Consider the following 14,076-nt stretch of genomic DNA (forward strand, 5'->3'; position numbering starts at 1 on the left):
CACCGTCGACCGACCTCGAAATCACCGTCGGCCGCTGACACCACAGGTCGGCCGGCGCGGTTGCGCACCCGGGAAACGCCAGGATTAGAACACGTTCTAGCCAGGCGGCAGCGCTGGCGATATTCTCATGGGAATGCTTGACCAGACACCTGTCCAGATTGCCTGGGTTACCCGGGACCTCGCAGCCACGGAATCGGTTCTGACCGCACTGCTGGGCGCCAAGAAATGGGTTCGCATGCCCGGTGTTCATTTCGGCCCGGAAGCGTGCACCTACCGCGGCCAACCCGCCGACTTCGTCGCCGATATCTCGCTCAGCTACGCCGGTGATACCCAGTTGGAACTGATCGCTCCGGTGTCGGGCCGCAACATCTACACCGAGTTCCTCGAGCAGAGCGGGCCAGGACTGCACCACATCTGCATCGAGGCCGACGATGCCGCCCATTTCGACGCCGCAGTCCGTGACGCCCAGCGCGAGGACCTACCCGTTGTCATGGCCGGCACAATGCCGGGCGGGATGCGGTTCGCCTATGTCTCGGCCGAGAGCTCAGGCGTTCCCTACATCGAGATCGCCTGCATTCCAACCGAAATCCACGCCTTCTTCGACCAGATAAAGCAGGAGACACTATGAAGCAGGAGCAGCAGTGACCATGCGGCACATCCCGGAAACCGTGAACGAGGATGAGGTCACCTCGTGGTCCGAAGATGCCGACGTGGTGGTCCTCGGATTCGGAATCGCAGGCGGATGCGCGGCCGTCAGCGCTGCGGCGGCTGGGGCCCGCGTACTGGTGCTGGAGAAGGCCGCGGCCGCCGGCGGGACCACTTCGATGGCCGGCGGCCACTTTTATCTCGGCGGTGGGACCGCTGTACAGCAGGCGACCGGCCACCCGGATTCACCCGAGGAGATGTACAAGTACCTGATCGCGGTGTCCCGTGAACCCGAACGCGACAAGATCCGCGCCTATTGCGACGGCAGCGTGGAGCACTTCAATTGGCTTGAGGCGCTTGGCTTTCAATTCGAGCGCAGCTTCTACCCCGGCAAGATCGTCGTACCGCCGGGCACCGAGGGACTTTCCTACACCGGCAACGAGAAGGTGTGGCCGTTCTGCGAGCAGGCTGAGCCGGCGCCCCGCGGCCACTCCGTGCCGGTACCGGGCGAGTTGGGCGGCGCGGCGATGGTGATCGATCTGCTGCTCAAGCGCGCTGCGGAACTGGGTGTGCAGTTCCGCTATGAAACCGGCGCAACAGGGCTGGTGGTGGACGAGAACCACGCGGTGGTCGGCGTGCGCTGGAAGCACTTCGGCGAAACCGGGGAGGTCAGGGCCAAGGCGGTCATCATTGCCGCCGGCGGCTTCGCGATGAACGCCGAGATGGTGGCCGAATACACGCCCACGCTCAGCCAGGAGCGCAAGACCAAACACCACGGGATGGTGGCTCCTTACATCCTGGGCAACCCCAACGACGACGGCCTGGGCATCCGACTGGGCGTCTCCGCTGGTGGCGTCACCGACAACATGGATCAGCTGTTCATCACCGCCGCTGCCTACCCGCCCGAGATCCTGCTCACCGGCGTCGTCGTCAACAAGGACGGTCAGCGAATCGTCGCCGAGGACTCCTACCATTCGCGCACCTCGGCTTTCGTGCTCGAGCAGCCCGATCAGTCGGCGTACCTCATCGTCGACGAAGACCACATGCGGATGCCCGAGATGCCGCTGATCCGGTTCATCGACGGCTGGGAGACGGTCGCCGAGATGGAGACCGCGCTGGGGATCCCGGCGGGCAACCTGGCGGCAACACTGGACCGCTACAACGCGAACGCAGCCAACGGCGAAGACCCGGACTTTCACAAACAGCCGGAATACGTTGCGGCCCAGGACACCGGCCCATGGGCGGCCTTCGACCTGTCGTTGGGCCGCGCGATGTACTCCGGGTTCACGATGGGCGGGTTGACGGTATCGATTGACGGTGAGGTGCTGGACCGGGACGGCGGCGCGGTCCCCGGGCTCTACGCAGCGGGCGCGTGCGCATGCAACATCGCCCAGGACGGCAAGGGCTATGCCAGCGGCACGCAACTGGGCGAGGGTTCGTTCTTCGGGCGGCGGGCCGGCGAGCACGCAGCCCGGCGCGTAGGCGAAGACGCCGCGCGCGCTTAGTCGAAGTTCAAGGTGCACGAAGGCGGCGGCCACGACATCGATAGCCTGGCACGAAGAATCGCGTGCGAGCATGTTCGGATGTGGTGGTTCTACACGGTGATCCTGGGCATCGCCTTCGGCCAACTGATAAGCCAACTCACTGTCACAGTGCGGGATTGGTGCTGGGAGCCGCAGCGCCGCCCGTTCGTGCCTGCGATGCTATGGCAGATCTTCCTGCTGGTGTTGGTCATCGAGGTGTGGCTGGCGTCGACGTATTACCGAGAAACCTTGACGCATACAACCATCCTCGAATTAGTCGCGTATCTCATCGTGCCAGCCGGAATCCTCGTCATGTCCGTCCTGTTGCCGCCTTCGAATCCAGCTGTGGAAAACGATGGCACCCTCTCGCGTTCGGTGGCCTTCGCCCGGGTTCGACCGATCTTCTTCGGGGTGCTGATCTTTTTCATTGCGGTCAACCTGCTGCACGACACCCTCATCGGCGAGCAGAGCTGGGACTTGGACCTGCTTTTTCAGGGCCTTATCGTGGCCGGGGGGGTTGTTGGGCTGTTCCTGCGCAAGACGGCCGCGGACATCGCACTCGCCGTCCTCATGATCGGCTTCGTAATCACCTACATCGGAATGGGTTACGCGTCGGTCGTCGTTGACGACATGGTCTGAGACGACATGTTCTGAGACGACATGGTCTGAGACGACATGTTCTGAGACGACATGGCCTGAGACGACATGGCCGATCAGATCGCTTAAACGCGCGCGGGTTCGTCGCCGACCGCACCGAGGTACCAGCCGCCGTCACCGAGCAGTTGCAGCTCTTGGGTGTGGTGCTGTTCGACGGTGGATCGATGGCTGACGCTGACCAGGATGGTATCCGGCAGTTGGGTGCGAACAAGCCGGTAGAGCATCAACTCCAGACCCTCGTCGAGTGCCGAGGTCGATTCGTCGAGGAACACCGCTTGGGGCTTGGTGAGCAGGATCCGAGCGAACGCAATGCGTTGTTGTTCGCCTGGCGACAGCACTTTGGCCCAGTCTTGCTCTTCGTCCAGCCGGTCGGTCAGGTGGGGTAACGCGACCTCGTTGAGCACCGCGCGAAGGTCCTCGTCGGTGATGGCACCGCTCTCGTTCGGATACGACACAACGGTGCGTAGATCGCCGAGTGGCACATAGGGCATCTGCGAGAGGAACATCGTCGCGTTCTCTTCGATCGGGTATTTGATGGAACCCGAGGCGAACGGCCACAGCCGTCCGAGGCTGCGCAGCAGCGTGGTCTTTCCAGTGCCGGAAGCGCCGGTGATCACCAATGCATCTCCCCGTTGCAGCGAGAGATCCAGTGGGTCTATCAGCTGACGACCCGCGGGGGTCCGCACCTCGACGTCGTCGAGCACCACGCGGCCATCGGTGGAGTCCTCGGCGGTGAGGGAGGGCAACGCCCGACCCTCCTCGTTGGCGATCACCAGGCCGTGCAGCCGGATGATCGCGGCGCGGTAGCCGGCGAAGTTGTCGTAGGCGTTTCGGAAGAACGACAATCCACTCAGGATCTCCCGGAAGGCACTTGCCGTCTGCGAGAGCTGACCCAAGGTGATCTCGCCATTGTAGAAACGGGAGAACTGCACGATATAGGGAATCAGCTCCTGCGCCTGGCTGATCGAGAGGTTCCAGCCCAGGAACGCCGCCAGCCGGTTCACGTACTTCTTGTAGTTCGCCACGATCGGGGCGAACCGGCGGCGCAGCCCGGTGCGCTCGGCGAGCTCGCCGCGGTAGAACGCGACCGCCTCCGACGCGTCGCGCAGTCGCACCAGCGCGTACCGGAATACCGCGTTGAACTTCTCGTTGTTGAAGGACAACGTGATGATCGGGCGGCCGATCCAGAAAGCGACGACTGTCGCGAACAAGATGTAGACGATGCCGATCCAGAACATCGCCTTGGGCAATTCGATGTCGATCAGCGGCAGGGTTACCGGCCCCGACAAATTCCACAGGATCGCGGTGAACGAGATCATCGCCGCGATCGACGAGACGGCACCGAACAGCAGCGTCGAACTAGCGGTGTTGTTCGGTGTGTTGGGCAGTGCGCCGACACCGGCGGTGAAGATGTCGATGTCGGCCTGGATGCGCTGGTCGGGGTTGTCGATAGTGTCGTCGATGAATCGCGTCCGGTAAAAAGCCTTGCCGTCGAGCCAGTCGCCGGTCAACTGGTCGGTGAGCCAGGTACGCCATCGCAGCATGAACCGCTGGGTGACAAAGAGATTGAGCATGATGAGGGCGACGTTGATGACCGCCAGGACCGAGAAGACCCCCATGGACAGCCAGAAGCCGTCACGGCCCGACTCCCGGACAGCGTCGTCACCGGCACCGACTCCGGACGCGATGACCTGGAAGCTGGTCATCATGTCGTTGCCCTGGAAGCTGAAGAGCACCGACAGGCGGACGCTCGCGATGACCAGTAGCAGGATTCCCGCCAGCCACACCCACACGACCACGCTTTCGGGGCCGGTGAAATAACCCCGGGTGACACGCCAGAACTGCTTCCCCCAGGTGGTGTAGCGCACGATCAACACGAGAGCCACGAAAGTGGCCACCGCTGCGTAACCCCAGCCCTGGGCGATCCACCACAGCGAGGTCCAGATCTCGCCGGTCCAGTCCAGAGTGGGGGTGAACAATTCCATTCGGGCAAGGTACCGCGACAATCTGCCGGCGGGGTATTGGAGGAGGCCAGGCCGATGGGGCGAGTCGGCCCATGCCCGCACCAGCGCGACTTCTGGCCCGCTCGGCCTACAGGTTGGGGTGCGACCCGCGCCGCGTACCGTGACTGTGTGGCTCGCAACTCTTCGAAGACTTCGGCGAAACCCAAACCGGGGCGGATCTCCAACCGTTTCTGGAAGCTGCTCGGCGCAAGCGCGGACAAGGACCAGACGCTGTCGACAGAGCTGGTCGATCAGTCTGCCGAATTCGATGCCAAGGTTGCTGAGCTCGACGACGAGCAGGTGCGCGCGGCAGCCCGCCTACTCGAGCTCGAAGACCTGGCCGACTCCGCCGACATACCCCAGTTCCTGGCGATCGCCCGTGCGGCGGCGGAAAAGACGACCGACCTGCGTCCCTTTGACGTACAGCTGCACGCCGCACTGCGGATGCTGGCCGGCGACGTTGTCGAGATGGCCACCGGCGAGGGCAAGACGCTCGCCGGCGCGATTGCGGCGGCCGGCTACGCGCTCGGGGGTCGCAGTGTGCACGTCATCACGATCAACGATTACCTGGCGCGCCGTGATGCCGAATGGATGGCTCCGCTGATCGAAGCGATGGGACTCACTGTCGGCTGGATCACCGCGGAATCCACCGCTGCCCAGCGCCGCGAGGCCTACCAATGCGACGTCACGTACGCGTCGGTCAACGAGATCGGTTTCGACGTGCTGCGCGACCAGTTGGTGACCGATGTCGAGAACCTCGTCTCCCCGAATCCCGACGTGGCGTTGATCGACGAGGCCGACTCGGTCCTTGTCGACGAGGCGCTGGTGCCGTTGGTGCTGGCGGGAACCAGCCATCGGGAGACCCCGCGCGTCGAGCTGATCCGACTCGTCGGCGAGCTCGTCGAGGGCAAGGACTTCGCCGCGGACACCGACAGCCGCAACGTACACCTCACCGAGGCGGGCGCCGTCAAAGTCGAGGCGGCACTGGGTGGCATCGACCTGTACTCCGAGGAGCACGTCGCCACCACGCTCACCGAGATCAACGTCGCCCTGCACGCATACGCGCTGCTGCAACGCGACGTGCACTACATCGTGCGGGACAATGCGGTGCATCTGATCAACGCTTCCCGCGGCCGCATCGCGACCCTGCAGCGGTGGCCCGACGGTTTGCAGGCCGCCGTCGAAGCCAAAGAGGGAATCGAGACCACCGAGACCGGGGAGGTGCTCGACACCATCACCGTGCAGGCGTTGATCAACCGGTACCCGCGAGTCTGCGGGATGACCGGCACCGCGCTGGCCGCCGGTGAACAACTTCGTCAGTTCTACAAGCTCGGCGTCTCGCCGATCGCGCCCAACACCCCGAACATCCGCGAGGACGAGGCAGACCGGGTGTATGTCACCGTCGCTGCCAAGAACGACGGCATCGTCGAACACATCGCCGCCGTTCACAAGACCGGCCAGCCGGTTCTGGTGGGCACCCGCGACGTGGCCGAATCCGAAGATCTGCATGAGCGACTGGTCAAGGCCGGCGTGCCGGCGGCCGTGCTCAACGCCAAGAACGACGCCGAGGAGGCGGCTGTCATCGCCGAGGCGGGCGCGCTGAACGCGGTCACGGTATCCACCCAGATGGCCGGCCGCGGCACCGATATCCGGCTGGGGGGGTCCGACGTAAGCGATAACGCCGCCGAAAAGAAGCGAGTGGCCGAACTCGGGGGACTGCATGTCATCGGCACCGGCCGCCACCACACCGAGCGGCTGGACAACCAGCTTCGCGGCCGCGCCGGTCGGCAGGGCGACCCTGGATCGTCGTTGTTCTTCTCCAGCTGGGAGGACGACGTCGTGGTCGCCTATCTCGACTCCGACAAACTGCCGGTCGATTGTGACGAGGACGGCCGGGTGGTGAGCCCCAAAGCGGCCAATCTGCTCGAGGACGCGCAGCGGATCGCCGACGGCCGACTGCTCGAAGTTCACGCCACCACCTGGCGTTACAACCTGCTGATCGCCCAGCAACGCGGGATTCTCGTCGAGCGGCGCGACACGTTGCTGCGCACCGCGACGGCGCGCGAGGAGCTGGCAGAGTTGTCGCCGACGCGCTACCAGGAACTGGTCGAGCAGCTTGGCGAGGAAGCTGAAGAGAAGCTGGAAAGGATCTGCAGGCTGATCATGCTCTACCACCTGGACCGCGGCTGGACCGAGCATCTGGCATACCTTGCCGACATCCGGGAGAGCATCCACCTGCGCGCCCTGGGTCGGCAGAATCCGCTCGACGAATTCCATCGGATGGCAGTCGACGCCTTCGCCTCGCTAGCCGCCGACGCCATTGAAGCGGCCCAGCAGACCTTCGACACCGCGACGTCGATCGAGGACGAGCTGGGTCTTGATCTGTCCAAGCTGGCCCGGCCAACCTCGACGTGGACGTACATGGTTCACGACAATCCGCTGGCCGACGACACCATGTCGGGACTCAGCCTGCCCGGCGTGTTCCGCTAGGTTCTACTGCATGGTCAAGGCGGCGGACGGGAACGCTGCGACCCCGGGATCGGAACCGCAGGACCGGGTTCTGACGGTGCCGAATGTGCTGTCAATCATCCGCCTGGTTCTCGTACCGGTCTTCCTCTATCTGCTGCTGATCGCCGGTGCGACGGGTTGGGCGGTCGCCGTGCTGATGTTCAGTGGGGTGTCCGACTGGGCAGACGGCAAGATCGCGCGCCTGTTCGACAACCAGTCCTCGCGGCTAGGCGCGTTGCTCGACCCCGCGGTCGACCGGATCTACATGGTCGTGGTACCCGTCGCGATGGCAATAGCCGGCGTGATCCCGTGGTGGACCGTGGTGCTGCTACTCGGGCGCGACGTGGTGCTGGCCGCGACGTTGCCGCTGCTTCGCACACGCGGGCTGTCGGCGCTCCCCGTCACCTACGTCGGTAAGGCGGCGACATTCGCGCTGATGTCGGGCCTTCCGCTGGTGCTGCTGGGACAGCACGACGCGACCTGGGCCCGGGTGGTGTTGGCGGTCGGGTGGGGCTTTCTGATCTGGGGCCTCGCCATGTACCTGTGGTCCGCGGTCCTCTACCTGATCCAGGTGGTCATGGTGATGCGCACGATGCCCCCTGCCAAATCCCACACCGCCCCTGACAGCGACTAGTCACCGGTGAGCACTTTGGGCGGTTTCGAGGCCGGAAGCAACGCGAACGAGACCGGCGGTCCGACGCTGATACCGGTGCCGTCATTGCTGCGAGCGTTGCTCTCCGACCACCTCGACCCCGGTTACGCCGCGGCGGCGAAGGCGCAGGAGCAGCGGGCACGGCCTGCGGAGTGGACCTGGCAGATCCTCGCTGCGGTCTTGGTGACGGCGGTGTTCGCACTGGCCTGGGCGCAGGCGCAATCCACCGCGCCCAGGGTGCGCGAATCGCAGCAGCTGCTGGCCGCAAGTGTGCGGTCCACCGAGGCGAGCGCGGCAGATCTCGCTGCCCGCCGTGACCGGGTGGCTGGGGAGGTGAACGCCCAACGACGCAGCCGTCTCGCGGGCGACGCCACTGGCCAACAGCTGCTCGACGACCTGGAGCAGGCCATCTCCGCGGCCGCAGCCATCTCATTGATCGGGCCCGGCCTTACCGTCACCGTCACCGATCCCGGGACTGCGCCCGATCTCACCGACGTGTCCAAGCAGCGCGTGGCCGGCAGCAGGCAGGTAATCCTGGACCGAGACCTACGACTGGTCGTCAACTCGTTGTGGGCCAGTGGAGCCGAAGCCGTCTCGGTGGGCGGGGTGCGCGTCGGCCCGAACGTGACGATCCGCCAGGCCGGGGGAGGCATGCTGGCCGACAATCAACCGATCACCAGTCCCTTTGTCATACAAGCGGTCGGTCCGCCGCACGCAATGCAGGATGCCTTCGCCCGAAGTGCGGGTCTGCGGCGCCTGCGACTGCTGGAGGCGTCCTACCGGGTGGGCGTCGCGGTCGCCGCCGGCGAAGGGCTGATCCTGCCCGCAGGGTCCGTTCGCAAAGTCAGCTTCGCCAAGCAGATCGGGCCCAATTGATCGGAATCCTCGCACTCGTCGTCGGCATCGTGCTCGGTGTCGTCCTCCATCCCAGCGTCCCCGAGTTGGTCCAGCCCTACCTGCCGATTGCGGTGGTTGCAGCCCTCGATTCGGTGTTCGGCGGTCTGCGGGCATACCTGGAAAGAATCTTCGACTCCAAGGTGTTCGTCATCTCTTTCGTCTTCAACGTGCTGGTGGCCGCGCTGATCGTCTACGTCGGCGATCAACTGGGCGTTGGCACTCAGCTGTCGACGGCGATCATCGTGGTGCTCGGAATTCGGATATTCGGAAACGCGGCCGCGTTGCGGCGCAGGCTCTTCGGGGCGTAGCGATGAGCGCTTGCGCGAAGAGCAGAAAACCGAGATGAGCGCTTGCGCGAAGAGCAGAGGATGGCGATGAGCGCCGAGCCACCCCAGGGCAACCACGAACCGTCGGCGAACGCAGAGCCGCGCTCGAGCGAGGTGACAGGTCCGGATTCTGGGGGACGGTCCCAGGCCGTCTTCGGGGTGCTGGCTGTGCTGCTGTGCCTCCTGCTGGGCGTCGCACTCGCCGCCCAGGTCCAACAGACCGGGTCCGGCGACTCGCTGGACACGGCGCGACCCGCCGACCTGCTGGTATTGCTCGACTCGCTGCAACAGCGTGAAGCGGCGCTCAATACCGAGGTTGCCGACCTGGAGCGCACGCTGGCCCGACTGGAGGCCTCCGGCAGCAGCGATCAGGTGGCGATCGAGAACGCCAGAGCGCGACTGGCGGCGTTGTCGATACTGATCGGCACCGTCCCGGCGACCGGCCCCGGCATAACGCTGACCATCGAGGACCCGGTGCAGGGCGTTTCGGCGGAGACCATGCTCGACGTGATCAACGAGTTGCGCGCGGCGGGCGCCGAGTCGATGGAGATCCGCGGCGGCCAGGATGGTGAGCAGGTCTCGGTGCGGGTAGGGGTCGACACCTGGATCACCGGTGTCCCGGGGGCGCTGATCGCCGATGGCACGACGCTGAATCCAGCGTATTCGGTTCTCGCGATTGGGGATCCGCCCACGCTGGCCGCAGCGATGAATATCCCGGGCGGAGCGAAGGACGGCATCGAGCGCGTTGGCGGCACCGTGGTGGTGCAACAATCCGACCGGGTCGACGTCACCGCCTTGCGGCAACCGAAACCTCGCCAATACGCTCAGCCCGTCAAGTGACCAATACCGTCGGCTGCCGAATCCGATCAGCCCGACATACGACCAGAGATACCACCCGAGACAGAGGAGCGCCGTGACCGATATTCCCGCCGAGCTGAACTACACCGCCGAACACGAATGGGTACAGCGGACCGGCGACGGCACGCTGCGCATCGGCATCACCGACTTCGCGCAGTCCGCACTGGGAGACGTGGTGTTCATCCAGCTTCCCGATGTCGGCGCGGAGGTGGCCGCCGGAGAGTCGTTCGGCGAGGTGGAGTCCACAAAGTCGGTGTCTGACCTGTATGCGCCTGTCTCTGCGAAAGTCGTTGCGGTGAACGGTGATCTGGACGGGGAGCCGCAACTGGTCAACTCCGACCCCTACGGCGCGGGCTGGCTGGTCGAACTGCAGGTCGAGGCGGATGCGCTGAACGACAGCCTGGCCAAACTGCTGGACGCGGACGGCTACCGCAGCCACGTGACCGACTGAAGGGCTTGTTAGGGTCATGCAGACCGGATCGCAACGCGCGAATCCGGCGTTGGTGGACACAATCGGGTCCACTGCGCGGTACGGTCGACACCATCGGCGTGACAGCTGGGCTTCCAGCCTGAGATCGCCACAGCAGCCAGTGAGGAGCAGCGGGTGACGGACAAGGACTTCAATTCTGGGGCTGACTCTGATGAGGTCACCGTGGAGACGACATCGGTGTTCCGCGCAGACTTCCTCAACGAACTGGACGCGCCACCGGCCCAGGCCGGCGAGAGCTCGGTTTCCGGCGTCGAAGGACTACCCGTCGGATCAGCTCTGCTGGTTGTCAAGCGCGGACCCAACGCCGGGTCGCGCTTCCTACTCGACCAGCCCACGACCTCGGCCGGTCGCCATCCCGACAGTGACATCTTCCTCGACGACGTCACCGTGAGCCGGCGGCACGCCGAGTTCCGGCTTGAGGGCGGCGAGTTCCAGGTCGTCGATGTGGGCAGCCTGAACGGCACATACGTCAATCGCGAACCGGTCGATTCCGCCGTGCTCGCCAACGGCGACGAGGTCCAGATCGGCAAGTTCCGCCTGGTGTTCCTGGCCGGCCCGAAGGGCGACGGCGCCGCGAGCTGAGTGTCGCCGACGACCACACGACACCATCAGCGCCAGCGCCAACGGCCAGATGACACAACCCGACGCACCCGGGCCCAGCGGGATGTCCATCGGGGTGGTCCTCGATCTGCTGCGCCGTGACTTCCCCGACGTAACCATCTCCAAGATTCGCTTCCTGGAGGCAGAGGGCCTGGTCACCCCCGAGCGCACTCCATCGGGTTACCGGCGGTTCACTGCCTACGACTGTGCCCGCCTCCGATTCATCCTCACCGCTCAGCGCGACAAGTACCTTCCGCTCAAAGTCATCAAGGCCGAGCTGGATGCGCACCCCGACGGGGAACTTCCGCAAACCGAATCGGCGTATGGTGCACCGCGTCTGGTGACGGTCGCCGACAACAACGCAGACCACCCGGGCCAGACCGGTTACCCAGCCACATCCGCGGGCCTGCCCGCCCAGGTGCGTTTGAGCCGGGAGGACCTGCTCGAACGTTCCGGCGTCAAGGACGAGCTGCTCACCTCGCTGATCAAGGCCGGCGTCATCACCCCGATCTTCAAAGGCGGCGGGACGGTCCTGTTCGACGATCACTCCGTCGTCATTGCCCAATGCGCCCACGCGCTCGCCGACTACGGCGTCGAACCCCGTCACCTGCGGGCTTTCCGGTCTGCTGCCGACCGGCAATCCGACCTCATCGCCCAGATCGCCGGGCCGGTGGTCAAGGCGGGCAAAGCGGGAGCGCGGGACCGTGCCGACGACCTGGCCCGCGAAGTGGCCGCACTGGCGATCACATTGCACACGTCGTTGATCAAGTCGGCCGTACGCGACGTTCTCGATCGCTGAGTACTAGACTCGCGGTGCCGGGTTCTCGACGGCAATGTGGTGGCATCCGGGCGTTTTTTCCACCCGGATCGAATTGAGCAATACACCGGTGCGAAGGGCAGGCACAGATGGGTGAGGTTCGCGTGGTCGGCATTCGAGTTGAGCAGCCCCAGAACCAGCCCGTCCTGTTGCTGCGCGAGTCCGACGGTGACCGCTATCTGCCCATCTGGATCGGCCAGTCGGAGGCAGCCGCCATCGCACTGGAACAGCAGGGGGTCGAGCCGGCCCGTCCGCTGACCCACGACCTTATCCGCGATCTCATTGCTGCCCTTGGTCATTCACTCAAAGAGGTGCGCATCGTCGACCTTCAGGAAGGCACCTTTTTCGCGGATCTGATCTTCGATCGCGACATCAAAGTGTCCGCCCGCCCGTCGGACTCGGTGGCCATCGCACTCCGCCTGGGGGTGCCGATTTATGTCGAGGAGGCCGTCCTCGCCGAGGCGGGACTGCTCATCCCCGACGAGAAGGACGACGAGGCGACCGGCGCCGTACGCGAGGACGAGGTCGAAAAATTCAAAGAGTTCCTCGACAGCGTGTCACCCGACGATTTCAAGGCAACCTGACTTCAAAGCAACCTGACGGCGGGCCGCGTTCCCGCCGAGAACGTTGGTCACGGATGAGTCTCGTCAGGCTCGACACGCGCGGCGCGTATGCCCCCCACCGAATTAGGCAGCCATACTTGTTCGCGACCGGCAGTCACAGCAGGCCGTCGAGAGTATGATCTACACAATTCGGGCCGAGGTGAACGTGCGCCACTTAAGTCTGGACGCGGAATCGAGAGCGCTTCAAGGCGAAGGGATTCGACAAGTGGGAGACACGCCAGGCCAGGAAGAACTGGACCTGACCACCGGTGCCCCGCAGGCGGACACTCCTCCTCGGGTGGCCGCTGAGCCCGTCCAGGGCGGCCTCTTCCCCGACGATTCAGTGCCCGACGAACTCGTCGGATATCGCGGGCCCAGCGCCTGCCAGATCGCCGGAATCACCTATCGCCAGCTCGACTACTGGGCCCGCACCTCGCTGGTCGTGCCCTCAATCCGGGGTGCGGCAGGGTCCGGCAGCCAGCGGCTGTACTCGTTCAAGGACATTCTGGTCCTCAAGATCGTCAAGCGTCTGCTCGATACCGGCATCTCGCTGCACAACATCCGCGTCGCGGTGGACCATCTGCGACAGCGCGGCGTCCAGGATCTGGCCAACATCACCCTGTTCTCGGACGGCACCACCGTGTACGAGTGCACCTCCGCCGAGGAGGTCGTCGATCTACTTCAGGGTGGGCAGGGCGTGTTCGGTATCGCAGTATCGGGCGCAATGCGGGAACTGACCGGCGCGATCGCCGATTTCCCTGGTGAGCGGGCCGATGGCGGCGAATCGATCTCCGCACCGGAAGACGAGTTGGCGTCGCGGCGCAAACATCGCGACCGCAAGATCGGCTGACCCGAGCAAGCCGTAAGGGAGCTGATCGACCTCCAGGTGCCGCGCGCCGGTAGAGTGGGTGACGCATCGCCCTTGCGCGGGAGAGTTCCGTGGCCGCCAGCCACGGGCGCCGAAGGAGCAACACCTCTCCGTCAACCTCTCAGGCAACCAGGACCGCGCGAGGCCCCGATGCCTCTGGAAAGTGGTGCGCACGCCCCTGGACTAGTTGGACAACTGGACTAGTTGGACAAGCTGGGTAAACCCGGGGCTGGTTCACCCGCCCATGGGGAAAGGCTCTGTCGGCTGATGCCATCAGCCGGGCTGGCTGAATCTCTCAGGCACCCGATTGGGTTGACGACAGAGGGGGAGGAGCTCAGTGCGCCTGCGCTCCTCGCGCCCGCGGCAATCGTCGGGAGATGTCTGTTATGTCGGATTCCAGTATGTCGGATTCCAGGTCCGGTACCCCCAAAGAAACCTCTGAACTCAGCTTCGCCGACCGGCACATCGGGCCGGATGCCCGTGCGGTCGACACGCTGCTGAGCACGATCGGCGTCGAGTCGCTCGATGAGTTGGCCGCCAAGGCGGTGCCCGCGGACATCCTCGACCTGATGGATGCCGACCTGATGGATGCCGACCTGATAGATGCCGACCTGATAGATGCCGACGGGG

The 14,076-nt window shown here is 64.9% G+C and carries 15 protein-coding genes and 1 riboswitch; of the genes, 14 read left to right on the forward strand and 1 reads right to left on the reverse strand.

All coding sequences use genetic code 11. From position 1 onward, the window contains the following. The first annotated feature begins 133 nt into the window (after positions 1–133). The 3 genes from ACPGXI_RS15775 to ACPGXI_RS15785 all read left to right on the forward strand — a co-directional run bounded on the left by ACPGXI_RS15775 (position 134) and on the right by ACPGXI_RS15785 (position 2,807). Positions 134–628, forward strand: coding sequence for a VOC family protein (locus ACPGXI_RS15775; protein WP_526654571.1), 495 nt, complete (start codon positions 134–136; stop codon positions 626–628). A gap of 19 nt (positions 629–647) precedes the next feature. Further along, positions 648–2,150: an FAD-binding protein gene (locus ACPGXI_RS15780; RefSeq protein WP_526654599.1), complete on the forward strand. Its 1,503-nt coding sequence runs from the start codon at positions 648–650 to the stop codon at positions 2,148–2,150. A gap of 78 nt (positions 2,151–2,228) precedes the next feature. Continuing rightward, positions 2,229–2,807 carry a hypothetical protein gene (locus ACPGXI_RS15785; protein WP_526654573.1) on the forward strand — a complete coding sequence of 193 codons (579 nt, stop codon included), beginning with the start codon at positions 2,229–2,231 and terminating at the stop codon, positions 2,805–2,807. An 83-nt stretch (positions 2,808–2,890) separates the two neighbouring features. Here the strand turns inward: ACPGXI_RS15785 and ACPGXI_RS15790 are convergent, their stop codons facing one another. Then, positions 2,891–4,810 carry an ABC transporter ATP-binding protein/permease gene (locus ACPGXI_RS15790; protein WP_526654575.1) on the reverse strand — a complete coding sequence of 640 codons (1,920 nt, stop codon included), beginning with the start codon at positions 4,808–4,810 and terminating at the stop codon, positions 2,891–2,893. A 147-nt stretch (positions 4,811–4,957) separates the two neighbouring features. Here ACPGXI_RS15790 and secA2 point away from each other — a divergent pair, with 147 nt between their 5' ends. From secA2 to ACPGXI_RS15845, 11 genes are all read left to right on the forward strand, one after another. Then, entirely contained in the window at positions 4,958–7,318 is a 2,361-nt protein-coding gene (secA2, locus tag ACPGXI_RS15795; protein WP_526654577.1) for an accessory Sec system translocase SecA2, read from the forward strand. Positions 7,319–7,328: 10 nt separating this feature from the next. After that, positions 7,329–7,970 carry a CDP-alcohol phosphatidyltransferase family protein gene (locus tag ACPGXI_RS15800; protein WP_526654579.1) on the forward strand — a complete coding sequence of 214 codons (642 nt, stop codon included), beginning with the start codon at positions 7,329–7,331 and terminating at the stop codon, positions 7,968–7,970. Positions 7,971–7,976: 6 nt separating this feature from the next. After that, a complete protein-coding gene (locus ACPGXI_RS15805; RefSeq protein WP_526654581.1) occupies positions 7,977–8,864 on the forward strand; it encodes a DUF881 domain-containing protein in 888 nt (295 codons plus the stop codon). Beyond that, positions 8,861–9,193, forward strand: coding sequence for a small basic family protein (locus ACPGXI_RS15810; RefSeq protein WP_526654583.1), 333 nt, complete (start codon positions 8,861–8,863; stop codon positions 9,191–9,193). The genes ACPGXI_RS15805 and ACPGXI_RS15810 overlap by 4 nt, the downstream gene beginning before the upstream one ends. Positions 9,194–9,259: 66 nt before the next feature. Continuing rightward, a complete protein-coding gene (locus tag ACPGXI_RS15815) occupies positions 9,260–10,051 on the forward strand; it encodes a DUF881 domain-containing protein (protein ID WP_526654601.1) in 792 nt (263 codons plus the stop codon). Between the two features lie 73 nt (positions 10,052–10,124). After that, positions 10,125–10,520, forward strand: a complete 396-nt coding sequence (gcvH, locus tag ACPGXI_RS15820; protein ID WP_526654585.1) for a glycine cleavage system protein GcvH — start codon at positions 10,125–10,127, stop codon at positions 10,518–10,520. A gap of 153 nt (positions 10,521–10,673) precedes the next feature. Next, positions 10,674–11,141 (forward strand): glycogen accumulation regulator GarA, encoded by a 468-nt coding sequence (gene garA / locus ACPGXI_RS15825; protein ID WP_526654587.1) that lies wholly within the window; start codon positions 10,674–10,676, stop codon positions 11,139–11,141. A gap of 49 nt (positions 11,142–11,190) precedes the next feature. Next, a complete protein-coding gene (gene ftsR, locus ACPGXI_RS15830; protein WP_526654589.1) occupies positions 11,191–11,958 on the forward strand; it encodes a transcriptional regulator FtsR in 768 nt (255 codons plus the stop codon). Positions 11,959–12,065: 107 nt separating this feature from the next. Next, positions 12,066–12,560, forward strand: coding sequence for a bifunctional nuclease family protein (locus ACPGXI_RS15835; RefSeq protein ID WP_526654591.1), 495 nt, complete (start codon positions 12,066–12,068; stop codon positions 12,558–12,560). 244 nt (positions 12,561–12,804) lie between these two features. After that, positions 12,805–13,428: a MerR family transcriptional regulator gene (locus tag ACPGXI_RS15840; RefSeq protein ID WP_526654593.1), complete on the forward strand. Its 624-nt coding sequence runs from the start codon at positions 12,805–12,807 to the stop codon at positions 13,426–13,428. A 67-nt stretch (positions 13,429–13,495) separates the two neighbouring features. Then, a riboswitch (glycine riboswitch) is annotated at positions 13,496–13,594 on the forward strand. 238 nt (positions 13,595–13,832) lie between these two features. Then, positions 13,833–14,076, forward strand: a 244-nt coding sequence (locus ACPGXI_RS15845) for a hypothetical protein (protein ID WP_526654595.1), incomplete at its 3' end; no start/stop codon positions are given.

The sequence above is a fragment of the Mycobacterium sp. genome, from assembly GCF_049608025.1.
In the GTDB taxonomy this organism is placed as follows: Bacteria; Actinomycetota; Actinomycetes; order Mycobacteriales; family Mycobacteriaceae; genus Mycobacterium.